21 protein-coding genes and 1 riboswitch are annotated in these 25,713 nt (G+C 64.1%); of the genes, 14 read left to right on the top strand and 7 right to left on the bottom strand.

Annotated features, from left to right (window positions below; genetic code table 11):
* Positions 1-18: 18 nt before the first annotated feature.
* From ugpQ to Q352_RS0102380, 4 genes are all read right to left on the bottom strand, one after another.
* Complete coding sequence (gene ugpQ, locus Q352_RS0102395; RefSeq protein WP_028497957.1) at positions 19-759, bottom strand: glycerophosphodiester phosphodiesterase; 741 nt, start codon at positions 757-759, stop codon at positions 19-21.
* The gene (locus Q352_RS0102390; protein ID WP_028497956.1) at positions 756-2,141 is read right to left on the bottom strand and encodes an FAD-binding oxidoreductase; all 1,386 of its coding nucleotides are present in this window, start codon (positions 2,139-2,141) and stop codon (positions 756-758) included. The genes ugpQ and Q352_RS0102390 overlap by 4 nt, the downstream gene beginning before the upstream one ends.
* Positions 2,138-3,490 carry an NAD-dependent succinate-semialdehyde dehydrogenase gene (locus tag Q352_RS0102385; RefSeq protein WP_028497955.1) on the bottom strand — a complete coding sequence of 451 codons (1,353 nt, stop codon included), beginning with the start codon at positions 3,488-3,490 and terminating at the stop codon, positions 2,138-2,140. The genes Q352_RS0102390 and Q352_RS0102385 overlap by 4 nt, the downstream gene beginning before the upstream one ends.
* Positions 3,491-3,711: 221 nt before the next feature.
* The gene (locus Q352_RS0102380; protein WP_028497954.1) at positions 3,712-4,887 is read right to left on the bottom strand and encodes an NAD(P)H-dependent flavin oxidoreductase; all 1,176 of its coding nucleotides are present in this window, start codon (positions 4,885-4,887) and stop codon (positions 3,712-3,714) included.
* A gap of 153 nt (positions 4,888-5,040) precedes the next feature.
* Between Q352_RS0102380 and ttcA the strand changes: the two genes are divergently transcribed.
* Together ttcA and Q352_RS0102370 are read left to right on the top strand one after the other, a co-directional pair.
* Positions 5,041-6,021, top strand: coding sequence for a tRNA 2-thiocytidine(32) synthetase TtcA (ttcA, locus tag Q352_RS0102375; RefSeq protein WP_036385069.1), 981 nt, complete (start codon positions 5,041-5,043; stop codon positions 6,019-6,021).
* A complete protein-coding gene (locus Q352_RS0102370; protein ID WP_051528626.1) occupies positions 6,014-6,811 on the top strand; it encodes a polyamine aminopropyltransferase in 798 nt (265 codons plus the stop codon). The genes ttcA and Q352_RS0102370 overlap by 8 nt, the downstream gene beginning before the upstream one ends.
* Before the next feature lies 1 nt (position 6,812).
* Here Q352_RS0102370 and ubiD read toward each other — a convergent pair whose 3' ends face one another.
* Positions 6,813-8,348: a 4-hydroxy-3-polyprenylbenzoate decarboxylase gene (gene ubiD, locus Q352_RS0102365; RefSeq protein WP_028497951.1), complete on the bottom strand. Its 1,536-nt coding sequence runs from the start codon at positions 8,346-8,348 to the stop codon at positions 6,813-6,815.
* A 305-nt stretch (positions 8,349-8,653) separates the two neighbouring features.
* Between ubiD and Q352_RS0102360 the strand changes: the two genes are divergently transcribed.
* From Q352_RS0102360 to Q352_RS0102325, 8 genes are all read left to right on the top strand, one after another.
* A complete protein-coding gene (locus Q352_RS0102360) occupies positions 8,654-9,298 on the top strand; it encodes an OmpW/AlkL family protein (protein WP_028497950.1) in 645 nt (214 codons plus the stop codon).
* Positions 9,299-9,581: 283 nt separating this feature from the next.
* A complete protein-coding gene (locus tag Q352_RS0102355; protein WP_028497949.1) occupies positions 9,582-10,643 on the top strand; it encodes a PLP-dependent cysteine synthase family protein in 1,062 nt (353 codons plus the stop codon).
* Between the two features lie 162 nt (positions 10,644-10,805).
* On the top strand, positions 10,806-12,077 hold the full coding sequence (locus Q352_RS0102350; protein WP_036385066.1) for a Fic family protein: 1,272 nt from the start codon (positions 10,806-10,808) through the stop codon (positions 12,075-12,077).
* Positions 12,078-12,267: 190 nt separating this feature from the next.
* The gene (locus Q352_RS0102345; protein WP_036385064.1) at positions 12,268-13,359 is read left to right on the top strand and encodes an ABC transporter ATP-binding protein; all 1,092 of its coding nucleotides are present in this window, start codon (positions 12,268-12,270) and stop codon (positions 13,357-13,359) included.
* 3 nt (positions 13,360-13,362) lie between these two features.
* Positions 13,363-14,292: an ABC transporter permease gene (locus Q352_RS0102340; protein WP_028497946.1), complete on the top strand. Its 930-nt coding sequence runs from the start codon at positions 13,363-13,365 to the stop codon at positions 14,290-14,292.
* Positions 14,285-15,064 carry an ABC transporter permease gene (locus tag Q352_RS0102335; RefSeq protein ID WP_051528625.1) on the top strand — a complete coding sequence of 260 codons (780 nt, stop codon included), beginning with the start codon at positions 14,285-14,287 and terminating at the stop codon, positions 15,062-15,064. Before Q352_RS0102340 ends, Q352_RS0102335 begins: the two co-directional genes overlap by 8 nt.
* Positions 15,065-15,293: 229 nt before the next feature.
* Entirely contained in the window at positions 15,294-16,361 is a 1,068-nt protein-coding gene (locus Q352_RS0102330) for an ABC transporter substrate-binding protein (RefSeq protein ID WP_028497944.1), read from the top strand.
* Positions 16,362-16,552: 191 nt separating this feature from the next.
* The gene (locus tag Q352_RS0102325; protein ID WP_028497943.1) at positions 16,553-17,812 is read left to right on the top strand and encodes a dicarboxylate/amino acid:cation symporter; all 1,260 of its coding nucleotides are present in this window, start codon (positions 16,553-16,555) and stop codon (positions 17,810-17,812) included.
* A gap of 10 nt (positions 17,813-17,822) precedes the next feature.
* Here Q352_RS0102325 and trpS read toward each other — a convergent pair whose 3' ends face one another.
* Together trpS and ppsR are read right to left on the bottom strand one after the other, a co-directional pair.
* Entirely contained in the window at positions 17,823-18,830 is a 1,008-nt protein-coding gene (gene trpS / locus Q352_RS0102320) for a tryptophan--tRNA ligase (protein WP_028497942.1), read from the bottom strand.
* Between the two features lie 190 nt (positions 18,831-19,020).
* Positions 19,021-19,845, bottom strand: coding sequence for a posphoenolpyruvate synthetase regulatory kinase/phosphorylase PpsR (gene ppsR / locus Q352_RS0102315; protein WP_028497941.1), 825 nt, complete (start codon positions 19,843-19,845; stop codon positions 19,021-19,023).
* A gap of 233 nt (positions 19,846-20,078) precedes the next feature.
* Here ppsR and ppsA point away from each other — a divergent pair, with 233 nt between their 5' ends.
* The 4 genes from ppsA (at position 20,079) to Q352_RS0102295 (ending at position 25,526) form a co-directional block, all read left to right on the top strand.
* Positions 20,079-22,469: a phosphoenolpyruvate synthase gene (gene ppsA, locus Q352_RS0102310; protein WP_028497940.1), complete on the top strand. Its 2,391-nt coding sequence runs from the start codon at positions 20,079-20,081 to the stop codon at positions 22,467-22,469.
* 607 nt (positions 22,470-23,076) lie between these two features.
* Entirely contained in the window at positions 23,077-23,514 is a 438-nt protein-coding gene (locus Q352_RS0102305) for a hypothetical protein (protein WP_028497939.1), read from the top strand.
* Positions 23,515-23,596: 82 nt separating this feature from the next.
* Positions 23,597-24,898, top strand: coding sequence for a ferredoxin reductase family protein (locus tag Q352_RS0102300; protein ID WP_036385061.1), 1,302 nt, complete (start codon positions 23,597-23,599; stop codon positions 24,896-24,898).
* A 55-nt stretch (positions 24,899-24,953) separates the two neighbouring features.
* Positions 24,954-25,526 carry a YceI family protein gene (locus Q352_RS0102295; protein WP_028497937.1) on the top strand — a complete coding sequence of 191 codons (573 nt, stop codon included), beginning with the start codon at positions 24,954-24,956 and terminating at the stop codon, positions 25,524-25,526.
* Between the two features lie 76 nt (positions 25,527-25,602).
* Positions 25,603-25,704: riboswitch (TPP riboswitch) on the top strand.
* The last annotated feature ends 9 nt before the right edge of the window (positions 25,705-25,713 follow it).

Genomic DNA, 25,713 nt, shown 5'->3' with positions numbered 1-25,713 from the left:
GGGAATGGCGATGCCCTCTCAGGGCTGCAGTGCATCCAGCGCATCGGTGCAGATGGCGTCCACGCCCAGCCGGAACAGGCTGGCGGCCCGCGCCGGGTCGTCCACGGTCCAGCACATCAGGGCCAGCCCGGCGTCGTGGATGGCTGTGACAAGGTCGGCATCGACCAGGGTGTGGTCGATGTCCAGTGCGATCACGCCGAGCTGTTGCGCAGTGGTGAGCCAGTCGGACGGCAGCGTGTCCTCGATCAGCCAGGCATAGTTCAGCGGTGGCGCGGCCTCGCGCGCGGCTGACAGTGCGTCAGCCGAGAATGACGACAGCAGCGGCGGGATGGTGGCGCGTCCCCAGCGGCGCAGGCATTCCTGGGCGACCAGCTTGCCGGTCTGCACTTCGCGGCCGGGGCAGGGCTTGATCTCGACATTGGCGTGGATGCCGTGCTCAAGGCAGATGCGCGCGGCATCGGCCAGCGTCGGCAGCGGCTCGTCGGCAAAGCGGGGATCGAAACCGCTGCCGGCATCAAGGGTGGCCAGCTCGGCCCAGCGCCAGTCTGCCGCCGGGCCGCAACTGTTGGTGGTGCGGTCCAGCGTATCGTCGTGCAGCAGGAAAGCGATATTGTCGCTGCTGAGCTTGACGTCGAATTCCGCCATCCGGTAGCCGAACACCGAGCCGGCCAGCAGGGCGGCGGCGGTGTTTTCCGGCGCGAAGCGCCCGCCGCCACGATGGGCGATCAGGTGCGGGTAGGGCCAGCGCAACATGTTCATAGCAGTTTCCCGGGGTTCATCAGGCCGGCTGGGTCGAGCGCGGTTTTCAGCGTGCGCATCAGGCTCATTGAGGCCGGGTCGTGGAAGCGGGCCAGCCAGTGCCGGCGCAACTGGCCGACGCCGTGTTCGGCCGACAGCGTACCGTCGAATGCATAGGCACACGAGAAGACGATTTCGTTCACGCGCTGCTCGTCGTCGAACAGCGCGGTGTTGCCTGGTCGGGTGTGGCTGATGTTGTAGTGCAGATTGCCGTCGCCGAGGTGGCCGAAGGTGACGATGCGGCAGCCGGGGAAAGCCGTTTCCAGCTGCCGGCCGCAACTGTCGAGAAAGGCGGGGATTGCCGAAACCGGCACGGCGATATCGTGCTTGATGCTTGGGCCATCGCGCCGCTGTGCTTCGGAAATCTCCTCGCGCAGCCGCCACAGTTCGCGCCGCTCCCGCCCGCTTTGCGCCAGCACGGCATCGACAAAGGCGTCGCGGCCATCGAGCCAGTCGAACAGTTGTGCGTCGAGCGCGGCCTGCTCGCCGCCGTCGGACAGTTCGAACAGCACTGACCAGGCGCAATCGAACGGCAGCCGCACTTCCGGAACATGGTGGGCGACCAGGCTCAGGCACTGGCCGGAAATCAGCTCGAAGGTGGTCAGGCGGTCGCCGAAGCGATCATGCAGTTCGTGCAGCAGGGCAACGGCCGCTGCCGGGGAGTCGATACCGACCAGTGCGGTCGCACGGGCATTCGGTTGCGGATACAGCTTCAGTGTGGCTGCGGTGATGATGCCGAAAATGCCTTCTGTGCCGATAAACAGCTGTTTGGCGTCAAAGCCGCTGTTGTTCTTGCGCAGCCCCTTCAGGGCATGAATGACCTGGCCGTCAGGCAGTACCGCCTCGATACCGAGCGTCAGCTCGCGGGTGTTGCCGTAGCGCAGCACGGCCAGGCCGCCGGCATTGGCTGCAAGATTGCCACCAATCTGGCAGCTGCCCTCGCTGGCGAGGCTCAGCGGATACAGCAGGCCGTGTCCGGCGGCGGCGGCCTGGACCTCGGCCAGCGTGCAGCCGGCCTCGGCAGTCACGGTCGCGTTGTCGCGGTCGACGGCGCGGATGGCGTTCATGCGCCGCAGTGCGATGACCAGGGCCCGGCCGCTGGCATCCGGCGTTGCGCCGCCGACGGTACCGGTATTGCCGCCCTGCGGCACCAGCGGCGTGCCGGTGTCGCGACTCAGCTGCACCAGGGCGGCGACCTGCCCGGTGGTGGCGGGCAGGGCGACTGCCAGTGGCCGGCCATGGAAGCGCTGGCGCCAGTCGGTGGTATAGGCGGCGGTATCGGCCGTGTCGGTCAGCAGATGGGCGGCGCCGACGATATCGGCCGCGCGAGTCAGAGTGCTCATCGTTGCCAGAATGTCTTTACATTGACGAATTCATACAGCCCGAACTCGGACAGCTCCCGCCCGTAGCCGGACGCCTTGACGCCGCCAAAGGGCAGGCGCAGGTCGGAGCTGGTATGGCGGTTGATGAACACGCTGCCAGCCTCGATATCGCGTGCCAGTCGTTCGGCTCGGGGCAGATCCTGACTATAGACGGCGGCACCAAGGCCGAACGGGGTATCGTTGGCCAGCCGGACCGCATCGGCTTCGTTCTCGGCGCGCAGGATGCTGGCGGCAGGGCCGAACGCTTCTTCATGATAGATGCGGCAGGCCGGGCTGACGTGGTCCAGCACCGTGGCCGGATAGTAGAAACCGGGGCCGTCAGGCAGTTGTCCCCCGCTCAGGCAGCGGGCGCCGTGCCGGCAGGCATCGGTGATCTGGTCATGCAGCTGGGCGCGCAGATCGGCGCGGTGCAGCGGGGCCAGCGTGGTGCCGGGCAGTCGCGGGTCACCCGGCGTCAGCCGGGTGACTTCGGCCATGAACGCCTGCAGGAAGTCGTCGGCGATTTCCGGCACCACGATCAGGCGCTTGGCGGCATTGCACGACTGGCCGGCATCGCGGAAGCGGCTCATTGCGCATTCCTGGGCGGCCGTGGCCAGATCGGCATCGCGCAGGATCAGCACCGGGTTGCTGCCGCCCAGTTCCAGCACGGTCTTCTTGATGTGTTTGCCGGCCAGGCTGGCGATCAGGCGGCCGGTGCGGGTCGAACCGGTGAACGCGACGGCATCGCAGCCGGCGATGGCGGTCTCGACCGCATCGACATCGATCCATGCCACATCGAACACCGGGATGCCGGCTTCCTGCATCAGCTCCAGCAGCAGCGCGGTCGACTGTGGCACGGTCGGGGCCGGCTTCAGCAGGCAGCCGTTGCCGGCGGCCAGCGCCGGCACGGCGAAGCGCAGCGCCTGCCAGACCGGGTAGTTCCACGGCATGACCGCGAATACCAGTCCCAGAGGCTCGAAGCTGACGCCGGAGCGGCTGGCGCTGGTCGGGATGGTCTGCGGCTGCAGCAGGGTCGGGGCCAGATCGGCGTAGTAGTGGCACAGGCGGGCGGTCTTTTCCAGCTCGGCACGCGCCTCGTGGATCAGCTTGCCGACTTCGAGCGTGATCACCGGCGCCAGCCGGTCGACATTGGCCTCGATCAGTTCGCCGAGCCGGCGGATGCGCGCGACGCGCTCGTCAATCGGCCGGCCGCGCCAGGCGTGCTGGTGTTGCCGGAGTCGGGATATCGCCTGTTGCAGCCGGTCGACAGACCAGCCGGGGCGGGTGTAGACCGTTTCGCCGGTCGACGGATCACAGCTTAGGAATTCCATGCCGAAAGTGTACCGTTCCGCCGCCATCGCGGGGAGGGGGAATCCATGGGCGCGGGCATGAAAAAAGACGCCAGGGGCGTCTTTCCGACCGTCCGCAAATCTTGCGGCCAGGCATGGGCAAGCGTCAGCAAGCTCTCTTTGCTGCAGCGGGGACGGCAGGGGCCGGAGCCAGGCCGGAAGCCACTCTCAACGTGCGCCAGCCCCCCCCCGGTATCTGGCGCTCAGGCCCGCTGCGGCAGGTCTGCCGGACGCAGGCCGGTGGTCAGGTAGTCGAGCAGCTCCTTGACCGAGCGGATTGCACTGTCGAACGGCAGCGCTTCCGAGCCGCGGAAGAACAGGCCCTTGCTGACTTCACCGCGGTAGGCGGCGGCCAGCTTCAGGTCGATGCAGAACTGGCCGACCTTGGACAGGCCGTCACGCAGGCCGCACACCGACAGGCAGTTCAGTGCCTGGGTGCAGCGGGCCGGATCGGCCTTGGCATTGGCCTGCAGGGTCGATTCGCGCTTCAGGTAGCTTTTCAGGAACGGCGTCATCACGCCGCGTGCCGGCAGGCCGGCCACGCTCATGAATTCGACAATGTCTTCCTTCTTGGCACCGGCCAGCACGCTCTTGAAATTGTCGTGCGCATCGCCCTCGGTGGTGACGGCGAAGGCGGTGCCGACCTGGACGCCGCTGGCGCCGAGGCCGAGGTAGTGCTTGACCTTCTCGAAGCTGTTGATGCCGCCGGCGACGATCAGCGGGACTTTTTCCCGTTCCAGGCCGAGGCTCTTGAACACTTCGAAGGTTTCTTCCAGCACGCGGGCGAAATCGAAGCGGGCGTCGTTGACGTCTTCCTTGCGGGCGGCGCCGAGGTGACCGCCGGCGTGGCCCGGGTGCTCGATGACGATGGCGTCGGGCAGGCGGTTCTTCTTCATCCAGCGCTTGAGCACGATGCCGATGCCGCGCGATTCGCTGAGAATCGGCAGCAGGGCGACGTCCGGGTGGTTGGCGGTCATGTCAGGCAGGTCCAGCGGCAACCCTGCGCCCATGGTGATCGCCTGGGCGCCGGACTCGCACGCCTGGCGCACGTATTTGGCGTGGGCGTCGACCGCCTTCATCACGTTGACCGATACCATGCCGTTGCCGTCGGCCAGGGTCAGCGCCTGCTTGATCTCGCGGTCGAGCGCAATCAGGTTCAGACGGTCATAGTCCTCGGTACCGGTCGCATGCTTCGATTCCTCGACCAGGTCCTCGTGCAGGTGACGCAGGTCGACACTGGCGATGGTGCCGACCGCACCCTCCCGCGCCACGGTACCGGCCAGCCTGTGGGCGGAAATACCCACCCCCATGCCCCCCTGGACAACGGGCTTGAGCGAATGGCTTTTCAGTACCAACGGGGATAACGGGGTCTCGGTCATAGGTCTTCTTGGCAAGGAGAAAATTAGAGTAATTATTCGATGATACCCGAAATTAGGCGCGCAGCCGTCGTCGACGTCAAGGGGAACGGTCCGGCGCGACCAGCGGTTTCACGGTAAAATCGCGCAATTCGCTGAATTTGCTGGTGGCTGGACATGACTGATACCTCACTCTCCGCGGCGGACACGCCGGCGCAGAAAGCCGGGCGCAACGCGCTCAAACTCGCTAAACGGCTGCGGCACGAAGTCGGCGACGCAATCAACGACTTCAATATGATCGAACCGGGCGACCGTGTCATGGTCTGTCTGTCCGGCGGCAAGGACAGCTACGCGCTGCTCGACATCCTGCTCGGGCTGCAGAAGTCCGCGCCGATCGATTTCTCGCTGGTGGCGGTCAACCTCGACCAGAAGCAGCCGGGCTTCCCCGAAGACGTGCTGCCGCGCTATCTGGCATCGCTCGGGGTCGAGTATCGCATCATCGAGGAAGACACTTACAGCATCGTCAAGCGACTGGTGCCGGAAGGCAAGACCACCTGCAGTCTGTGTTCGCGGTTGCGGCGCGGCATCCTGTACCGGGTGGCCGACGAGCTGGGCGCGACCAAGATCGCCCTCGGCCATCACCGCGACGATATTGTCCACACGCTGTTCCTGAACATGTTCTACGGCAGCAAGCTGAAGGCGATGCCGCCGAAGCTGATTTCCGACGACCGCCGGCATATCGTCATCCGCCCGCTCGCCTACTGCCGCGAGAAGGACCTGATCCGCTACGCCGAGCAGAAGGCGTTCCCGATCATCCCGTGCAATCTGTGCGGCTCGCAGCCGAACCTGCAGCGGCAGGTGATCCGCGACATGATCAACGACTGGGACCGTCGCTTCCCCGGCCGGATCGAGAACATGTTCCGCAGCCTGCGCAATGTGGTGCCCTCGCATCTGGCCGATACCCGGCTGTACGATTTCGCCGGCCTGTGTGTCGGCGCAGCCCTGCCGGACGAGGGCGGTGACACCGCGTTCGACAGCGAAACCTTCAGCGATCCGACCGCTCCGGTGTTCGATGACGAGGAGGCGGCGCCGGCCACCGTGCGCCGGCCGGTCATCAATATTCTCGATACGCGCGTTGCCGGGGGCTGTGGTGAGTGATTTCCTGGCGTTGCGGCGGCGCAAGGCGCGCCCCGCGCAGGCGGACCTGGCCGAGGTGATGGTCAGCGAGGCCGACGGCATCCGGGCGATGTATCTCGGCTCCGACACCATGCAGTCGGCCATGCGGGTCAAGGACCCGTGCGATCTGGTGCTGGCCTATACCCGGGCGACCATGGCATTCCTGCTGTTCCAGCCCGATCCGCGCCGCATCCTGCATGTCGGGCTCGGCGGCGGCTCGCTGCCGCGTTTCTGCCATGCCAGGCTGCCGCGGGCGGAGAACGTCGCGGTCGAGATCAATCCGCAGGTGGTGGCACTGTGCCGCTCGCAGTTCGCATTGCCGGACGACGAGCGCATGCAGGTGGTGGTGGACGACGGCATCGACTATGTCAGCCGGCAGACACAGGCATTCGACGTCATCGTTATCGATGCCTTCGATGGTCGCAACATCATTACCGCCATGGTGGCGGAGCCGTTCCTGCACGATTGCCGCATGGCGCTGCGCGAAGGCGGGGTGCTGGCGGTGAACCTGTGGAGCCGCCATCCGCGCTTCCACGAGCATGTCGAGGCGATGCGGCTGGCGTTCGACGGCAAGGTGCTGACGCTGCCGGCAGAAACGCACGGCAATATCGTCGCCTTCGCGCTGGGTGGCCTTTCCGGCAATGCATTGCGCTTCGATGCGCTGACCGAGCGGGCGCAGGCCGCCGGCGCTGCCGTTGGCCTGGACCTGGCAGCGATGGTGCCGGCGATGAAAAAGCACAATCCGCACTCGGGGGCGCGGCTGATGCTGTAGCTCAGAGGCCGAGGTCGCGCCACATGGCGTCGACCCGTGCCTTGACCGCCGCATCCATGACGATCGGCGTGCCCCATTCGCGCGCGGTTTCGCCCGGCCACTTGTTGGTCGCGTCCAGTCCCATCTTGCCCCCCAGGCCGGAAACCGGGCTGGCGAAGTCCAGATAGTCGATTGGCGTATTGTCGACCAGCACCGTGTCGCGGACCGGGTCCATGCGGGTGGTGATGGCCCAGATCACTTCGTTCCAGTCGCGGGTGTTCACGTCGTCGTCGACCACGATAATGAACTTGGTGTACATGAACTGGCGCAGGAAGCTCCAGCAGCCCATCATCACCCGCTTGGCATGGCCGGCATACTGCTTGTTGATCGATACCACCGCCATCCGGTAGCTGCAGCCTTCCGGCGGCAGGTAGAAGTCGACGATTTCCGGGAACTGCTTCTGCAGGATCGGCACGAACACTTCGTTCAGCGCCACGCCGAGCACGGCCGGCTCGTCGATCGGCTTGCCGGTATAGGTACTGTGGTACAGCGCGTTCTCGCGCCGGGTGATACGGTCGACGGTAAAGACCGGGAACCAGTCCTGCTCGTTGTAGTAACCGGTATGGTCGCCGTACGGGCCTTCCAGCGCATGCAGATAGCCGTCGATTTCCTTGACCGGAATGCCGTGCTCGCTGACACCGGCATGGCCGGGTTCGGCCGGGGTCAGCGCGCCTTCCAGCACCAGCTCGGCATAGGCCGGTACCGACAGGTCATTGCCGATGCAAGTGGTCAGCTCGGTGCGTGCGCCGCGCAGCAGGCCGGCGAACTGGTATTCCGACAGCGTGTCCGGCACCGGCGTGACCGCACCGAGGATGGTTGCCGGATCACAGCCAAGCACGACCGAGACCGGATACGGCTGGCCCGGATTCACCCGGCGCCAGTCGCGGAAATCCAGTGCGCCGCCGCGGTGGGCGAGCCAGCGCATGATCAACTGGTTCCGGCCGATGACCTGCTGGCGGTAGATGCCGAGATTTTGCCGCTTCTTGTGCGGGCCGCGGGTGACGGTCAGGCCCCAGGTCACCAGGGGAGCGACATCGCCGGGCCAGCAGTGCCAGATCGGCAGGCGGCCGAGATCGACGTCGCCGGCTTCTTCCACAATCTGCTGGCAGGGCGCATGGCGGATCTGCTTCGGTGCCATGTCGAGCACCTTCCGGTACAGCGGGAACTTGTCCCACGCATCGCGCAGCCCCTTCGGCGGTTCCGGCTCCTTCAGCATCGCCAGCAGTTTGCCGATCTCGCGCAGCGCCAGCACATTGTCCGCGCCCATGCCCAGCGCCACCCGCTGCGGCGTGCCGAACAGGTTGCCAAGTACCGGGAAGTCGTAACGCCGGCCGTCATGCGTCGGCTGTTCAAACAGCAGCGCCGGCCCGGCGGCTTTCAGGGTGCGGTCGCAGATTTCGGTCATTTCCAGTCGCGGAGAGACCGGGTGGCTGATGCGCCTGAGTTCGCCGCGCTGTTCCAGCGTGGCGATGAAGTCGCGCAGATCACGGTATTGCATGCCGAACCTTATATGAGAATGGTGTCGTTCCGGAATGCGCGGGAGGCTAGGCGTTCGGGCACGGGTGTGTCAATTCACGCCTTATCCAGCCACATCCGGCGAAGGCAGAAATCGGCAGGCGGAGCGCCGGAAAACAGAATTGTATTTGACTGGGATCAGAACAATCGCAGATCAGGACCATGATGTGCGCATGGGATGTTTCCGTTTTGAAAACCATGGGGTAGATTGCGCGAATATTAAGAAAAAAGCCGTTTTGCGACGGCACGACACTTCTTTTTTTGCAGACTTATCCTGGAGATAAAGCCATGAAAAAACTGGCGATTGCGCTTTTGGTGGGGGCGGCGTTCGCGCCGGTGGTGGCGATGGCCGATGCGGGCGACATCATTGCCCGTTTCCGTGCGATCAATGTGAACCCGGACGTCAGCACCTCCGGGCTGCTGAGCAACCCGCTTGATGCCGATGTCAAGGACGCAACCGTCCCGGAACTCGACTTCACCTACATGATCACCAACAACATCGGCGCCGAACTGATCCTGGGTACGTCGCGTCACAAGGTTTCGGCCAACCGTACCGCCCTTGGTGGTGGTAGCGGCGATATCGGCAAGGTCAGCGTGCTGCCGCCGACCCTGACCCTGCAATGGCACTTCATGCCGCAACACGATGTGTTCCGTCCGTACGTGGGCGCCGGTGTGAACTACACCCGCTTCTACAATGTCGGCCTGAACACCGAAGTGGGCCGCGTTGACGTGGACCGCAACAGCTGGGGTGGTGCACTGCAAGTTGGTGCCGACTTCCCGATCGCCAAGAATGTGTTCATCAACGTCGACGTGAAGAAGCTGTGGATCAGCACCGACGTGCGTGGCACCAGCGGCGCGATCAATGGCGTCAAGCTCGGCACCCTGGACATCAACCCGTGGGTGTTCGGCCTCGGCGTTGGCATGAAGTTCTGATTCAACGGCGGTGCCGGCGACAGGACAGGGACGGTGGGCTGCCGGACCTGTTCGCAATGCTCGCCAAACACCGCCCTGGACCGGCCTTGCGCCGGTCCGCCAACCGAATATTCGGTTCCTCTCGTGTTGTCCTTTCCGGCGCATTCCTGCGCCGTTTTTTATGGCTGACCGCCAGCGGCCGGCGGCCGGCACGACGTCGGACAAACGGCGTGCATTCATTACTACCAATTGCGTTGGCGGGTATTAGAATAGCGTTTTTTGAAATATAAGAGAACGCTGAATCATGAACGCCTGGGTCAATGCCGCGCTGTCGAAGATCGAAGCGGATTTCAACCGTTCGTCCGATACGCACCTGATTCCGCTCGCCATTCCGGCGCTGCCGGGCATCCACCTGTATTTCAAGGACGAGTCGACCCACCCGACCGGCAGCCTGAAGCACCGGCTGGCGCGCTCACTGTTCCTGTACGGGCTGTGCAATGGCTGGGTGCGCGAAGGTACGACCATCATCGAGGCGTCGAGCGGTTCGACGGCAGTTTCCGAGGCGTATTTCGCCCGGCTGCTCGGCCTGCCGTTCATTGCCGTGATGCCGCGCGGCACCTCGCCGGAGAAAGTGCGGGCGATCGAGTTTCAGGGGGGGCGCTGCCATCTGGTCGACGATCCGAAGTCGATCTACGCCGTCTCGCGCCAGCTGGCACAGGAACTGAACGGCCACTACATGGACCAGTTCACCTATGCCGAACGCGCTACTGACTGGCGCGGCAACAACAATATCGCCGACACCATCTTCCATCAGATGGCGCTGGAGCCGCACCCGGTGCCGGACTGGATCGTCTGTGGCGCCGGTACCGGTGGCACCTCGGCGACCTTTGGCCGCTATGTGCGCTACCAGAAGTGTTCGACGCAGATCTGTGTGGTCGACCCGGAAAATTCGGTGTTCTACGACAGCTACTACACCGGCGACGACCACCTGACCTGCGAAGGCGGCTCTGGGGTGGAGGGGATTGGCCGGCCGCGCGTCGAGCCATCGTTCATTCCCGAAGTCGTCGACCGGGTGATCCAGGTGCGCAATGCGGCCAGCTACGGTGCCATCCATTTTCTCGAGTCGGTGCTCGGGCGCAAATGCGGCGGGTCGACCGGCACCAACCTGTTCGGCGTCTGCGAACTGGCGGCCGGGATGCACCGCAACGGACGTGAAGGCGCGATCGTGACGCTGATCTGCGACTCCGGCGAACGCTATCTGGACAGCTATTTCAATCAGGACTGGCTGGCCGCGCAGGGGATCGACATTGCGCCGTGGGTCGAGCGCTATCAGCGCTTCTTTACCACCGGCGAGTGGGACGGCTGAGCCACCGGACCGGCCGGGCAGCGTCATGTCGCCGCCCGGCACTTTTCCTGTTGCGGCAATCTGCGCTCAATTTTCGCTCAGGTTTGCAGCAATTTTTTGTTTTTCATGCTTTCTGGTTTAGGATGGGGGTCGCGCCGGTTTTGCATCATTTTCGAGTGAATAATGGCCAAGGCCCATCTCCGTAACACGATCCTCGGTCTGCTGCACCAGTTGGCGTCGGCAGGCCATCCCGATGTCACGCCCCGGGAAATCGTTTTCCAGGTCGGCGCATCCGCCGCGACGGTTCGCCGCTATCTCGACCGCCTGGTCGACGAGGGCCTGGTCGAACGGCACGGGCGGACTGCGGCGACCCGCTACCGCCTGCCGGCATCGCCCGGTGCGCACGCTCCGGTCGCCTTCCAGCGGCGCTTTATCGACGACTACCAGCCTAACCAGACCTTCCTGCTGCCGGAAAGCCTGGCCGGCACCCTGTACGACGAGGCGAGACTGACGGGGCGGCAGCCGGCCGGCACCTATGCCAGCGCCGTGCTCGGTCCGCTGCTGACCGATCTGTCCTGCTCGTCATCCCGGCTCGATGGCGGTCGGCACACGCTGCCGGCCACGGAGGCGCTGTTCCGGGCGGTCCGGCCCGACGTGCTGGATCGCGACACGATCATGCTGCTCAACCACAAGGCGGCCATCGAGTTCCTGGTCGACAGCGTCCCGCGCTACGGCATGACCACGCTGGTGGTGCGCAATCTGCACGCGGTACTGATGCAGGGGCTGCTGGCCGACGAGGACGGGCTCGGCACGATTCGCGAGAAAGTGATCTGCATCGGCGATAGCGTGTACATTCCGTCGCATGCGCCGCTGCTGCTCGGCGAGATGTTCGAGCAGATCCTGGAAAAGGCGCGGCGTACCCGCAACCCGGTGGAAGCCGCCTTTTTCCTCTGGGTGTCGCTGGCCTATCTGCTGCCGTTCGAGGATGGCAACGAGCGTACCAGCCGGCTGGCCGCCAATATCCCGCTGATGCTGTGCAACTGTGCGCCGCAGGCGTTTCTGGACGTGGCCCCGCATGACTACGCGCAGGCGATGGTGGCGATCCGCGAGCAGCAGGACCCGTCCGCCGCTGGCGAGCTGTTCACCCGCAGTTATCGTCGTTCGATTCGCAAGTATGCGGCCCTGATGGCTGCCATCGGCCAGCCGGACCCGTTCCGGGCCGGGTACCGCGAGCAGGCCGGCGAGGTCGTGCGCAGGGTGGTGCGCGACCGCGTTGCGCTGTCGCAGGCGGTGGACGAGGTGGCGGTGCCGGCGCAGGACCGTGCGGCGTTCGAGCGGATGGCGCGCGCGGACCTGGAGCGGCTGGGCGAGCACAACTGTGCACTGTACCGGCTGACCATGCGCCAGGCCGGTGGCTGGATCGAGGCGGGCCGGCCGCTGTACGAAAAGGGCTGAGCACGCCGTGCATTTCCGGCCTGCGATTCGTGCTCTGGCGTCGTCCGGCAGGGTGTCGCGGCAGGAAAAATGTGCGAATCCATGGGGTAATGGGAAAATAAAGTGTAAATCAATGGAATTGCAATAAATTTGCGGTTTCATCCGCGGGGGTTTTTGCCTACAATTTCGACCTTTTTGGGCGGGGGAAAACATGGCTCTGCTTGAGATCCGCAACGTCGTCAAACGGTTTGGCGACTTTACTGCAGTCAATGGCGTCAGCATCTCGGTGGAAGCGGGCGAATTCTTCACGCTGCTGGGTCCGTCGGGATGTGGCAAGACCACCTTGCTGAGGATGCTCGCGGGCTTTGAACAACCCGATGCCGGGCAGATCCTGCTCGACGGCCAGGATGTGTCGACCGTGCCGCCGGAAAAGCGCCCGGTGCATACCGTGTTCCAGAGTTATGCGCTGTTTCCGCACATGACGGTGCGCGACAACATCGCCTTTCCGCTCAAGATGGCCAAGTGGCCGGCCGACAAGCTGCAGGCCCAGGTCGACGAACTGCTGGAGGACGTGCGCCTGACCCAGTTTGGCGCCCGTTTCCCGCACGAGCTGTCCGGTGGCCAGCGTCAGCGCGTGGCGATCGCCCGTGCCCTGGTCGACCGTCCGCGCCTGCTGCTGCTCGACGAGCCGCTGTCCGCACTGGACGCCAAGCTGCGCGAGCAGATGCAGATCGAACTGATCGACCTGCAGAAGGAAGTCGGCGTGACCTTCGTCTACGTGACCCACGATCAGGGCGAGGCGCTGGCGCTGTCGCACCGGATCGCGGTGATGAACGCCGGCAAGGTCGAACAGCTCGACATCCCGGAAACCATCTATTCGTACCCGAACAACCGCTTCGTGGCCGACTTTATCGGTCAGTGCAACGTGCTGGCCAGCGAGATCGTCGCCCTGCACGGTGATGGCACCATGACCATCGCCATCAACGGCTGCGGGGAAATGAAGGCCCTGGCCCGCGACGGTCTGACCGTCGGCCAGAAGGGCTGGTTCTCGATGCGCCCGGAAAAGATCAAGCTCGACCGCGAACTGCCGGGCGGCGTCGATGGCGAAGCGCACTTCAAGGGCCGCGTGCATGACTGCCTGTATCTTGGCGACGTGACCATCTACATCGTCGAGGTCGGGGATGGCGTGAAGATCGAGGCCATGCTGCCGAACTCGGCACCCGGCCTGGCCAAACTGTTTGATGACGACGATCCGGTCGAGATCACCTGGCGTTACGACGCCGGCAGCTTCCTGGCGGAGTAAGCAATGAACTGGGTTAAAAGGAATCTGGGCAAGTGGCTGCTCAGCTGGCCGCCGCTCGTCTATCTGGTCGTGTTCTTCCTGGTCCCGTCGGTGATCATGGCGCTGGCGGCATTCCGCTGGCCGGGCGACTACGGCGGGCTGTATCCGCTGTGGAGCACGGACGACGCCGGTGTGACCACCGTGCTGATCAACCGCGACAACTGGCACGACTTCTTCACGCTGGACAACTTCAGCCGGCTGTTCGAGGAACCGCTGTATCTGGAGCTGTTCCTGAAATCGGCGCTGTACGCTGCCGTGACCACCGTGGCATGCGTGGTGATCGGTTATCCGCTGTCGTGGCTGATCGCCCGCAGTTCGAAGAAATACCGCGACCTGCTGCTGCTGCTGGTGATCCTGCCGTTCTGGTCGAATTTCCTGATCCGCATCTATGCGTGGATGATCATCCTTGGCCCGTCGTCGGCGTTCACCAAGGCGATCAATGCCGTGCTGGCAGTATTCGGCGCCGGACCGGTGTCGCTGCTGTTCACGCCGTTCGCGGTGATCCTCTGCCTGGTCTACGTGCACCTGCCGTTCATGGTGCTGCCGCTGTACGCGAATCTGGAAAAGCACGACATGGCGCTGCTCGATGCGGCGCAGGATCTGGGGGCGTCGGCCTGGCAGCGCTTCTGGCGCATCACCTGGCCGCTGAGCCTGCCCGGCGTGTATGCCGGCGGGGCGCTGGTGTTCATTCCGGCGCTCGGCATGTTTGCCATTCCGGACATCATTGGCGGTACCGAAGGCATCATGATCGGCAACCTGATCAAGCAGCAGTTCCTGGAAACGCGTGACTGGCCATTCGGTTCGGTGCTGTCGATCATGCTGACGGTCGGCGTGCTGGTCATCGCCGGGCTGGGCATGGCGGTGGCGCGCGGAGGAAAGAAGAAACATGGCTAGAAAGCAATCGCTATGGCTGTGGGGCGCGGCGTTCGCGGCCTACCTGTTCCTGTACCTGCCACTGGTGATCGTGGTCGTGTATTCGTTCAACGACTCCAAGCTCAATGCGGAGTGGGTCGGCTTCACTACCAAGTGGTACGTGATGCTGCTCGAGGACGCGGCCATGCTGAAGGCGGCCGGCAACTCGCTGATGATCGGTCTGGTGTCGAGCTTCTTCGCCACCATTTTCGGCACGCTGGCCGGCATCGCCATGCATCGCTTCAGGTTGCGGCTGCTGCCGTTCCTGGTGCTGACGCCGATTGCGATTCCCGAGCTGCTGACTGGCGTGTCGCTGCTGATCTTCTTCGTGCTGATCAACATGACACTGGGCCTGGTGTCGATCATCATTGCCCACGTGGCGTTCAGCATCGGCTTTGTCGCCATCGTGGTGCGGGCGCGGATGCAGGGCATGGATGACAGCCTGGTCGAAGCTGCACGCGACCTCGGCGCGTCGCCGTGGCAGGCGTTCCGGCTGATCACGCTGCCGCAGATCCTGCCCGGCATCATCGCCGGTGCGCTGATGGCGTTCACGCTGTCGATCGACGACTTCGTCATCACCTTCTTTGTAGCCGGGGTCGGTGCCTCGACGCTGCCGCTGCAGATCTACTCGATGATCAAGATTGCCGTGACGCCGGAAGTGAACGCGATCAGCACGCTGCTGATGCTGCTGACGCTGGCGCTGATTGCAATCGCGACCAAACTGTCTCCGTCGGCCATGAAGACCAACGCCTGACGGATGACGATTCGGCCCCGCTGCGGGCCGGTGCAGTACACGGGGTGGCCAGACAGGACACCCCGTTTTCAAGGGCCGCTACAAACGCGAGCGTCGGGAAACCGGTGATCGTCACAACAAGCCGCTTCGCCCCTGACGGGCGCGGGGTGAAAAAGGCCCGCTGTCGCCCCGTGCGGCGGCCACGACGCCGCGCGGTTTTCCTTCCACCCAATGCAAGGGGGAAATGTACATGTGGAAAAAATTGGTGATGGCCGCGTCGCTCGCGGCAAGCTCGACTGCTTTTGCCGCGAACGAACTGCATCTCTACAACTGGAACAACTACCTGTCCGATGCGACGGCGAAGCGTTTCGAGGCGTCGTGCAAGTGCAAGCTGGTGCAGGACTACTACGGCGACAATGAAGAAATGCTCGCCAAGCTCGCCGCCGGCGCCAAGGGCTACGACCTGGTCGTGCCGACCGGCTTCGCGGTGCAGACGCTGATCGGCAAGGGAGCGGCGCAACCGCTCGACCGTGCGCAGATCAGCAACTTCAAGAACCTGAACCCGGGTTATCTGGGCGGCTTCTTCGATCCGAAGAACCAGTACTCGATCCCGTACGCAGTGACGACCACGGTGCTCGGCTACAACGAAACCGCGCTGAAGAAGGCCGGCGTGGCCGACAAGGTCAACAGCTGGGCGCTGATTTTCGATCCGGCGGTGCTGGCGAAGATCAAGGGCAAGGTCATCGTGCTCGATTCGCAGCGCGAACTGATGGCTGCTGCGCTGATGTATCTCGGCAAGTCGGCCAACTCGGCCGATCCGAAGGACTGGGCCGCTGCCCGCAACGTGATCCTGAAGGCGAAGCCGTACTGGGCCGCGTTCAACAACCAGAGTTATATCAAGGAACTGACGGTTGGCAACATGTGGGTCGCGCTCGGCTACTCGAACGACCTGTACCAGGCGGAACAGGATGCGCTGAAGGCCCGGCGCCCGTTCAAGATCGGCTTCGGTCTGCAGAAGGAAGGCAACACGATGTCGATCGACAACTTCGTGGTGCTGAAGGACGCGCCGCGCAAGGACCTGGCGTACAAGTTCATCAACTTCATGCTGGAAGGCAAGAACGGCGCCGAGCTGTCGAACGAGATGGGCACCGGTTCGCCGAACCAGGCAGCGATGGCCTATGTGAAGAAGGACCTGGCGAAAACCGCGGCCATCTTCCCGGACAAGGCATCGCTGGGGCGCCTGCAGCAGCTGAAGGACCTGAACACCAAGCAGCGTCGCGACCTGAACCGCATGTGGTCGGAGATCAAGCTGAAGTAGGACCGGTCAGCCGGGCGGGTTCGACCCGCTCCTGCACACAAGGGAGGCTTCGGCCTCCTTTTTTGTATTGATTCGGTGCAAATTCGTTAAAAAATGCGCGAATGCAATAAATTAAACTGTTGTTGTTTGACTTGGCGATGTTTTTGACCAAAGAATTACCGGTTGTTCGCAATTGATACTTCCGGAGGCAGATGGTCGCGCGTATCCCCTTTCCGCTGCAGATGTGGCACAAGATCCTGATCGGGCTGCTGCTGGGCGTTCTGGCCGGCCTGGCGCTGGGCGAGTCGGCCCGGCTGTTGCAGCCGGTCGGCACGATATTCATCACCCTGATCCGCATGGTGGTGATGCCGGTCATTTTCGTCTCGCTGGTTTGTGGCGTGACGGCGATGAAGAATGTGCGCCAGATGGGGCGCGTGGCCGGCAAGACCCTGTTCCTGTACATGCTGACCATGGCGTTCGCGGCCAGCAGTTCAATGCTGCTGGCCGATCTGCTCAATATCGGCGCCGGGCTGAACTACAGCCTCGGCAGCACGGCCGGCAGCGTACCGACGCCGCCGTCGATGCTCGACACGATGCTGAACCTGTTTCCGGCCAACCCGTTCAAGTCCTTCGTCGACGGCAATGTGCTGCAGGTGATCGTGTTTGCGCTGTTCTTCGGCATGGCGATCAACCTGTCCGGCGAGGCGGGGGAGCCGGTCCGGCGCCTGTTCGATTCGCTGAACCAGGTCGTGTTCCGGCTGATCAGCATGGTGCTCGCGTTTGCGCCCTACGGCGTCTTCGCGCTGATGGCCTATGTGACCGCGGACAACGGCTTTGCCGTCATCGAACAACTGGCGGCCCTGGTCGGCTCGATCTGGCTGTCCTGCCTGTTGCTGCTGACGGTGTGCTACAGCCTGCTGCTGATGCTGGCCGGACTGCGGCCCTGGCCGTTCCTGAAGAAAATGCTGCCGGTGCAGCTGTTCGCCTTCTCGACCACCAGTTCGAACGCGACCCTGCCGCTGGCGCTGGACACGGCGGAAAGGCGGCTCGGCGTCCACAACAGCATTGCGTCCTTCGTGCTGCCGCTGGGGGCGACCATCAACATGAACGGGCTGGCGACCTATCTGGGGGCGGTGGCGATTTTTGCCGCCAATGCCTACGGGATCGAGTTGAGTCTGATGCAGAAGGTGACCGTGGTGCTGACCACCACCCTGTCGGCCATCGGTGCGGCCGGCGTGCCCGGCACCGGGCTGGTGGTGATGAGCATGGTTCTGGGCTCGGTGGGGCTGCCGCTGGAAGTCATCGCCGCCATTGCGGCCGTCGACCGCATCATCGACATGGCCAATACCCCGACCAATGTTTCCGGCGATACCCTGGCCGCGGTGCTGGTCGCCCGCAGCGAGGGTGAACTGGATCTGGCGGTGTATGACAGCCCGACCGGCGCCGTGGCGCCGGTCACTGCAAAGGGCTGAAAGCGCTGGCTCAGAAGTAGTTGAGTCCCATGGCGCGCTTGACGTCGCCCAGCGTCTGCGCGGCGGCCTCGCGGGCGCGGGCGGTGCCGTCCTTGAGGATGGCCATCACCTGGGCCGGGTCGCGCGCATAGTCTTCGCGGCGGGTGCGGATCGGTTCCAGCAGTGCCTGCAGGCGGGCTTCGAGCTGTTTCTTGATCACCATGTCGCCCAGGCCGCCGCGACGGTAGCGTGCCTTCAGGTCCTCGACCATGGCCGTGTCCGGTTCGAACGCGTCCAGATAGGTGAACACCACATTGCCCTCGACCTGGCCCGGGTCTTCGACCCGCAGGTGATTGGGGTCGGTGTACATCATCTTCACTGCCTGGCGGATCGCATCCGGGCTGGCGCCGAGCGGCAGTGCATTGCCGAGCGATTTGCTCATCTTGGCCTTGCCGTCGAAGCCGGGCAGGCGGCCGACCCTGGGCACCACGGCCTTGCACTCGACCAGGATTTCCTGGCCGACACTGGCATTGAAGCGGCGCACGATTTCATTGGTCTGCTCGATCATCGGGATCTGGTCCTCGCCGACCGGCACCACGGTGGCCCTGAACGCCGTAATGTCTGCGGCCTGTGCCGCCGGGTAGGTGAGGAAACCGGCCGGGATGTCGCGCTCGAAGCCGCGCAGGCGGATCTCGTCCTTGATGGTCGGATTGCGTTCCAGACGGGCGACGGTCACCAGATTCAGGTAGTACGACGCGAGCTCGGACAGCTCGGGCACCAGGCTCTGGATGAAGATCGTGCTTTTGGTAGGGTCGATGCCGACGGCGAGGTAATCGAGCGCGACCTGCAGTACGTTGTCGCGCACTTTCAGGTAGTTGCCCATGTTGTCGGTCAGCGCCTGCGCGTCGGCCAGCAGCAGGAACTGGCGATGGCTGTCCTGCAGCGCGACGCGGTTGACCAGTGAGCCGATGTAGTGGCCGAGGTGCAGCGGGCCGGTGGTCCGGTCACCGGTCAGGACGATGGGGCGGGAATCTGTCATGGGCTTGCTCCGGGTAGAAAGGGGGAGCCGCCGCGAGAGGGGAAAAAAACAATGCCGCCTTTCGCGGCGGCATGGTTTTTGATGCACGAAAACGCACGCCGCTGTCAGGGACGGCGCCACCAATGGAACGTGCGTTGCAATGCGGTAGTCATGGCCGCATCGTCGCGCCCGCCGGCCGGCTTGTCAACCGTCAGAAACGACGGGAGATGCCGGTCTTGTGCAGAATGGTGCTGGCGATCTCCTCGATCGACTTGTGCGTGGTGCTGATGAACGGCACGCCGTGGTGGCGGAACATCGACTCGGCTTCGTTGACTTCGCGCCGGCAGTTGTCGATCGACGCATAGCGGCTGTCAGGCCGGCGTTCGCTGCGGATGTGGTGCAGGCGCTGCGGATCGATGGTCAGGCCGAAGATCTTCTGCTTGAACGGCAGCAGGATGCGCGGCAGCGTCGGGCTGTCCAGGTCTTCCGGCGTCAGCGGGTAGTTGGCGGCCTTGACGCCGTACTGCAGCGCCAGATACAGGCAGGTCGGGGTCTTGCCCGAACGCGACACGCCGACCAGGATCACGTCGGCCTCGTCGAGGTCCTTGAGCTTGACGCCGTCGTCGTGGTTCAGCGAGAAATTCACTGCCTCGATGCGGTGGTCGTACTGCTCGTTGTCGACGATGCCGTGGCTCTTGCCGACCGTCTGCGTGGCCTTGTGACCCAGCTCGGTTTCCAGCAGACCGATGAACGAGTCGAAGAAATCGATGACCAGCGCGCTGTCCTCGACGTGCAGCGAACTGCGCACCTTGGCATTGACCACCGAGATGAACACGATCGGCTGGTGCTGGTCGCTCTCCGCCCGTGCGCAGATATGGCGGGCGACTTCTTCGGCTTTTTCTATCGTGTCGATGAACGGTATGGTCTCGCGCTTGAACTCCAGCATGTCGAACTGGGTCAGCAGGGCATTGCCCAGGGACTCCGCGGTAATACCGGTCCGGTCGGAGATGAAGAAGGCGGAACGACGGTGCGGCATGGAAACAATCTCCGTGTGGCGATGGTCGGGAGTATAACGAACGCCGTGCGCCGCGAAACGCTAGCGATGCATGTTGCCGGCGGCGGTCAGAACGTCGTCATTGTGCTGGGCCGGACTGTACGCCTGTCGCCGCGAACGTGCTGCGCTGCGGCAGAGCAATATTTTTTTTGTCATCTTTCGGCTAGAATCCGGCCTTTACCGATTCCCACCCCTCCCAACAGGAATTTTCAGTAATGGCAGAGAATTACGTTGTCTGGTTCGACAAGCTGCGCATGACCGACGTCGAACACGTTGGCGGCAAGAACGCGTCGCTTGGCGAGATGATCAGCCAACTGGCGGAGTCCGGCGTGCGTGTCCCCGGTGGTTTTGCGACGACCGCACAGGCCTATCGCGATTTCCTCGCCCATAACGGCCTGTCCGATCGCATCAATGAGACGCTGGCCAAACTGGATGTGGATGATGTGACCGAGCTCGCTCGCGTTGGCAAGCAGATCCGTCAGCTCATCGTCGACACCCCGTTCCCTGCCAAGCTGGAAGACGAGATCCGGGCCGCCTACGAAAAGATGCTGGCAGATGCCGGCAGCGACATCTCGGTCGCTGTCCGCTCGTCGGCGACTGCCGAGGATTTGCCTGACGCTTCGTTTGCCGGTCAGCAGGAAACCTTCCTCAACATCCGTGGCTTCGAACACGTGATGGACGCCATCAAGCATGTGTTCGCGTCGCTGTACAACGACCGCGCCATCTCGTATCGCGTCCACAAGGGCTTTGCCCACGACGTGGTCGCGCTGTCGGCCGGCATTCAGCGCATGGTCCGTTCGGACTGTGGCGCCGCCGGCGTGATGTTCACCATCGACACCGAATCGGGCTTCGAGGACGTCGTGTTCGTCACGTCGTCGTATGGCCTGGGCGAAACCGTGGTGCAGGGCGCCGTGAACCCGGACGAGTTCTACGTGCACAAGCCGACGCTGCGCGCCGGCCGCCCGGCCATCCTGCGCAAGAACCGCGGCTCCAAGCTGATCAAGATGGAATTCACCGATGCGTCGCAGGCCGGCCGCTCGGTGCGCACCATTGATGTCGATCCGGCACAGAGTGCGGTGTTCTCGCTGGAAGATGCCGAGATCGAAGAACTCGCCCGTTACGCGCTGATCATCGAGAAACACTACGGTCGTCCGATGGACATCGAGTGGGGCCGTGACGGCATCGACGGCAAGCTGTACATCCTGCAGGCCCGTCCGGAAACGGTGAAGTCGCAGGAAGGCCGTGTCGATACGCTGCGCCGCTATCGCCTGAAGAACAAGAGCACCGTGCTGGTCGAAGGCCGCGCCATTGGCCAGAAGGTCGGCCAGGGTGTGGTGCGTCTGGTGCGCGATGCGTCCGAAATGGACAGCGTCAAGGCCGGCGACGTGCTGGTGACCGACATGACCGACCCGGACTGGGAACCGGTCATGAAGCGTGCCGCCGCCATCGTCACCAACCGTGGCGGCCGTACCTGCCACGCGGCGATCATCGCCCGCGAACTCGGCATCCCGGCCGTGGTCGGCTGCGGCGACGCCACCAGCGTGCTGAAGGAAGGCATGAAGGTGACGGTCAGCTGCGCCGAGGGTGACACCGGCAACATCTATGACGGCCTGCTCGACATCGAAATCATCGATCTGGCACTGGATTCGATGCCGAAGAGCCCGGTCAAGATCATGATGAACGTCGGCAACCCGGAACTGGCGTTTGATTTCGCCCAGCTGCCGAACGATGGCGTTGGTCTGGCACGGATGGAATTCATCATCAACCGCCAGATCGGCATCCACCCGAAGGCGCTGCTCGAATTCGACAGCCTGCCGGCTGACCTGAAGGCGACCATCACCGATCGCATCGGCGGTTACGCCGGCCCGGTCGACTTCTATGTCGACAAGATCGCCGAAGGCATCGCCACCATCGCTGCCGCGTTCTACCCGAAGAAGGTGATCGTGCGCATGTCCGACTTCAAGTCGAACGAGTACGCGAACCTGATCGGCGGCAGCCGCTACGAACCGCATGAAGAAAACCCGATGCTGGGCTTCCGCGGTGCCGCACGCTACGTCGCTCCGGAATTCCGCGACTGCTTCGAGCTGGAATGCCGTGCGATCCGCAAGGTGCGCGACGTGATGGGCCTGACCAACGTCGAAGTCATGATCCCGTTCGTTCGCACGCTGAATGAAGCGTCGACCGTGGTCGACATCATGAAGGGCTTCGGCCTTGAGCGTGGCAAGAACGACCTGCGCCTGATCATGATGTGCGAACTGCCGACCAATGCCGTGCTGGCCGAACAGTTCCTCGAGCATTTCGACGGCTTCTCGATCGGCTCGAACGACATGACCCAGCTGACGCTGGGCGTGGACCGCGACTCCGGTGGCCCGATTGCGTCGACCTTTGACGAACGCGACCCGGCAGTGAAGGCCATGCTGTCGATGGCGATCCGCACCTGCAACAAGCTGGACAAGTATGTCGGCATCTGCGGTCAGGGCCCGTCCGATCACCCGGATCTGGCCAAGTGGCTGATGGATGAAGGCATCCAGACCATCTCGCTGAACCCGGATACCGTGGTCGAAACCTGGCTGTATCTGGCCAGGGAAGCCGCCGCCGGCAAGTAAGGCGGCAGGGCAGTACAGAGAAAGCCTCCGACTGGAGGCTTTCTTCGTTTCAGACTGCTGGCAAGGGTGGGCACCGACGGTCAGCGTGGCGTCGGTGCACGCCCGACTGACAGGAGCTGTCGTGAGCACGGCAGTCTGCCCGATTGAATCCTGCCCCTTCCGTCCCCGCCGCCGCGGGGAAACCTCGCTTCGCTCGTCCGTGCTTCGTGGTTGCAAAGGTGGGCACCGACGGTCAGCGTGGCGTCGGTACACGCCCGACTGACAGGATCTGTCGTGAGCACGGCAGTCTGCCTGTTTGAATCCTGCCCCTTCCGTCCCCGCCGCCGCGGGGAAACCTCGCTTCGCTCGTCCGTTCTTCGCGGGCAGTCTGGGAAAGCCTCCGACTGGGGCTTTCTTCGTTTCAGACTGCTGGCAAGGGTGGGCACCGACGGTCAGCGTGGCGTCGGTACACGCCCGACTGACAGGATGGGTCGTGAGCACGGCAGTCTGCCTGATTGAATCCTGCCCCTTCCGTCCCCGCCACCGCGGGGAAACCTCGCTTCGCTCGTCTGCTCTTCGTTTCCCGGCTGTGCGAAAATCCGGGTTTGCTGTCAAACCGGAGCTGTCCATGAAGCCGCTATCGCGAATCTGCCTGTCCCTGACCGTATTGTTGCTGGGCGCCTGCGCCAGCACGCCCGACAGCGGGCCTTCCGCGCAGGTGATGCCGCTGGCGGCGAAGGACATCGATGTCAAGGGTTGCGGGCTGACGCTGACCCAGCCCAAGGGCGGCACGCTGTTCGTGGTCAGCCAGAGCGGGGATGCGCGCATCCGTCTGGGCAAGGAACTGCTGAAGCTGAAGCGCAAGTCGGCTGACGGCGACACGCTGCCGGGTGGTCAGCGCGAACGGCAGTCGTTCGTCGATGCAACCGGCATGGTCAGCGTCCACCTGACGCTGACGCCGACCGGGATCGTCGATGACAAGGCGCGCACGGTCACGGCCAAGGTCGAAGTCGATACCCCGTCCGGCTTCAATCTGCTGGACATGGCAGGTCTGACCGGCTGCTGAGACGGCGCGCGATTAATCCATGGTTAAATCCCCCGCGCGTTAATGTCGGCATCAACAATGAGATGACCGACGGGAGGATCCCATGGGCAAGTGGCTGGCGGGACTGATCGCCATCAGTGTGGCGATGTGGGCGGGCAGTGTGGACTGGTCCGTGCTGATGGCGGCTGATTTCTGGGCCTGGCGCAAGCAGGCGGTGCTGTTGAGCGGACTGGTACTGTTCTCCGCCATGGCCTTCAGCCTGGTGCTGGCCGTGCGTTCGCGCTGGCTCGAGCGCCAGGTCGGCGGGCTGGACCGTATTTACCGGCTGCACAAGTGGACCGGCATCGGCTGTGCCGTGCTGCTGTTACTGCACTGGGGCGCGGAAAAATTTCCCAAGTGGATGGTGCAGGCCGGCTGGCTGTTCCGTCCGGCGAAAAAGGGCGGCGGTGGCGAACCAGCGCTGCTGCACGAACTGGCCAAGGGCATCGGCGAGTGGGGCCTGTATCTGGTTGCCGCCCTGCTGCTGATCGCGCTGCTGAAGCTGGTGCCGTACCGCTGGTTCCGCTACGTGCACAAGGTGTTTCCGCTGGTGTTCATTGCCTTCGTGCTGCACGGGCTTGAACTGATGCCGTCGGCGTGGTGGAGCCAGCCGGCCGGCCTGTGGACGCTGGCCTGTGCGCTGGCGGGCTCGGTGGCGGCATTGCTGTCGCTGTCCGGCCGTATCGGCCGCCAGCGTCGTCATGCCGGCCAGGTGGTCGCGGTGCGGCATGCCCCGGCGGCCGGCATGCTGGAGGTCGAGGTCGATCTGGACTCGCAGGCATTCGCTCACGCGGCCGGTCAGTTCGCTTTCGTGACCTTCGATCCGGCCGAGGGTGCTCACCCGTTCTCGATTGCATCGGCAACCCGTGAGGACGGCCGGCTGCGCTTCGGCATCAAGGCGCTCGGCGACTACACCGGCACACTGTCGGACCGGATTCGCCCCGGCCAGCCGGTCGAGGTCGAAGGCCCGTATGGCGGCTTCGATTTCAGCGGTCCGGCCCGGCAGGTGTGGGTGGCCGGTGGCGTGGGCATCACGCCGTTCCTGGCACGGCTGGAGGCGCTGTCCCGCGAAGGCGGCAGTCAGGGAGTGGTCGATTTCTACTATTGCTGCCGCAGCCGCGAACAGATGTGGCCGGCGGATCTCGATGCGCGTTGCCGGGCTGCCGGCGTGAACCTGCACCTGTGCATTGCCGGCGACGGTCAGCGGCTGGATGCCACGCATATCGCCAGCGGCTGGCGGGATGGCGAGCGGCCGCCGGTCTGGTTCTGTGGACCGGCCCCGTTTGCCGAGCAGCTGCAGAACGGACTGGCCGCGCTTGGCCTGCCTCCGGCGCATTTCCATCGCGAATTTTTCGCCATGCGCTGACAGGCAGCGGGCGGCAACGGTATAACTCACTTATCGTTGTCGCCCGGAGGCCATCATGAAATACGCGCTGCTGTTTTGCCTGCTGCCACTGGCGGCCGCGGCCGCGGCCGCGCCGGTGCGCTATGACATCGAATCGACGCACAGCTATCCGACTTTCGCCGTCAGCCATTTCGGCTTTTCCGAACTGATCGGGCGCTTCAACCGGACCCAGGGCTTTATCGTGCTCGACCGCGAGGCGCAGCGCGGCGAGATCGAGGTGAGCATCGACGCCGCGTCGATCGACACCGGCCTGCCGGCGCGCGATACCGTACTGCGCAGCAAGGATTTCTTCCAGGTCAGCCAGTATCCGGTGCTGCGCTTTCATTCCACGCAGTTGCGCTTCGACAAGGATCAGCCGGTGGCCGCGGACGGCGAGCTGACCCTGACCGGCATCACCCTGCCGGTTGCGCTGAAAATCGAGCGGCTGACTTGCGGCCGGCATCCGTACTGGGGCCGCAATGCCTGTGGCGCCAAGGTCACGACCGAGTTCAGGCGCTCGGCGTTCGGCATGAAGTATGGCCTGCCCTTCGTCGGTGACACCATCCGCATCCGCATCGATCTGGAAGCGCTGGAAAGCCCGGCCGACTGAGGCCGCTGCGACGACGGCCGGCGCCGGCAGTGCATTGACGGCCCGCGCCGCTGGCCGCACAATCGGCGCTCGTTTCAACCGTGACTCGGGGTGTCGACGGCGTTTGCCGTCGGCTGAGATAGTCCCGCAATCACCTGATCTGGGTCATGCCAGCGTAGGGAGGTCACGATGCCGCGCCGGCTTTCGC

Origin of the sequence: Microvirgula aerodenitrificans DSM 15089 (genome assembly GCF_000620105.1) — a bacterium.
GTDB classification, from domain to species: Bacteria; Pseudomonadota; Gammaproteobacteria; order Burkholderiales; family Aquaspirillaceae; genus Microvirgula; species Microvirgula aerodenitrificans.
This window is presented reverse-complemented; position numbering and strand designations above follow the sequence as displayed.

Bases quoted from the DNA above. Each gene is read 5' to 3' on its own strand.
- ugpQ (WP_028497957.1), bottom strand. From the start codon at position 759: ATGAACATGTTGCGCTGGCCCTACCCGCACCTGATCGCCCATCGTGGC.
- Q352_RS0102390 (WP_028497956.1), bottom strand. From the start codon at position 2,141: ATGAGCACTCTGACTCGCGCGGCCGATATCGTCGGCGCCGCCCATCTG.
- Q352_RS0102385 (WP_028497955.1), bottom strand. From the start codon at position 3,490: ATGGAATTCCTAAGCTGTGATCCGTCGACCGGCGAAACGGTCTACACC.
- Q352_RS0102380 (WP_028497954.1), bottom strand. From the start codon at position 4,887: ATGACCGAGACCCCGTTATCCCCGTTGGTACTGAAAAGCCATTCGCTC.
- ttcA (WP_036385069.1), top strand. From the start codon at position 5,041: ATGACTGATACCTCACTCTCCGCGGCGGACACGCCGGCGCAGAAAGCC.
- ubiD (WP_028497951.1), bottom strand. From the start codon at position 8,348: ATGCAATACCGTGATCTGCGCGACTTCATCGCCACGCTGGAACAGCGC.
- Q352_RS0102360 (WP_028497950.1), top strand. From the start codon at position 8,654: ATGAAAAAACTGGCGATTGCGCTTTTGGTGGGGGCGGCGTTCGCGCCG.
- Q352_RS0102355 (WP_028497949.1), top strand. From the start codon at position 9,582: ATGAACGCCTGGGTCAATGCCGCGCTGTCGAAGATCGAAGCGGATTTC.
- Q352_RS0102350 (WP_036385066.1), top strand. From the start codon at position 10,806: ATGGCCAAGGCCCATCTCCGTAACACGATCCTCGGTCTGCTGCACCAG.
- Q352_RS0102345 (WP_036385064.1), top strand. From the start codon at position 12,268: ATGGCTCTGCTTGAGATCCGCAACGTCGTCAAACGGTTTGGCGACTTT.
- Q352_RS0102340 (WP_028497946.1), top strand. From the start codon at position 13,363: ATGAACTGGGTTAAAAGGAATCTGGGCAAGTGGCTGCTCAGCTGGCCG.
- Q352_RS0102335 (WP_051528625.1), top strand. From the start codon at position 14,285: ATGGCTAGAAAGCAATCGCTATGGCTGTGGGGCGCGGCGTTCGCGGCC.
- Q352_RS0102330 (WP_028497944.1), top strand. From the start codon at position 15,294: ATGTGGAAAAAATTGGTGATGGCCGCGTCGCTCGCGGCAAGCTCGACT.
- Q352_RS0102325 (WP_028497943.1), top strand. From the start codon at position 16,553: ATGGTCGCGCGTATCCCCTTTCCGCTGCAGATGTGGCACAAGATCCTG.
- trpS (WP_028497942.1), bottom strand. From the start codon at position 18,830: ATGACAGATTCCCGCCCCATCGTCCTGACCGGTGACCGGACCACCGGC.
- ppsR (WP_028497941.1), bottom strand. From the start codon at position 19,845: ATGCCGCACCGTCGTTCCGCCTTCTTCATCTCCGACCGGACCGGTATT.
- ppsA (WP_028497940.1), top strand. From the start codon at position 20,079: ATGGCAGAGAATTACGTTGTCTGGTTCGACAAGCTGCGCATGACCGAC.
- Q352_RS0102305 (WP_028497939.1), top strand. From the start codon at position 23,077: ATGAAGCCGCTATCGCGAATCTGCCTGTCCCTGACCGTATTGTTGCTG.
- Q352_RS0102300 (WP_036385061.1), top strand. From the start codon at position 23,597: ATGGGCAAGTGGCTGGCGGGACTGATCGCCATCAGTGTGGCGATGTGG.
- Q352_RS0102295 (WP_028497937.1), top strand. From the start codon at position 24,954: ATGAAATACGCGCTGCTGTTTTGCCTGCTGCCACTGGCGGCCGCGGCC.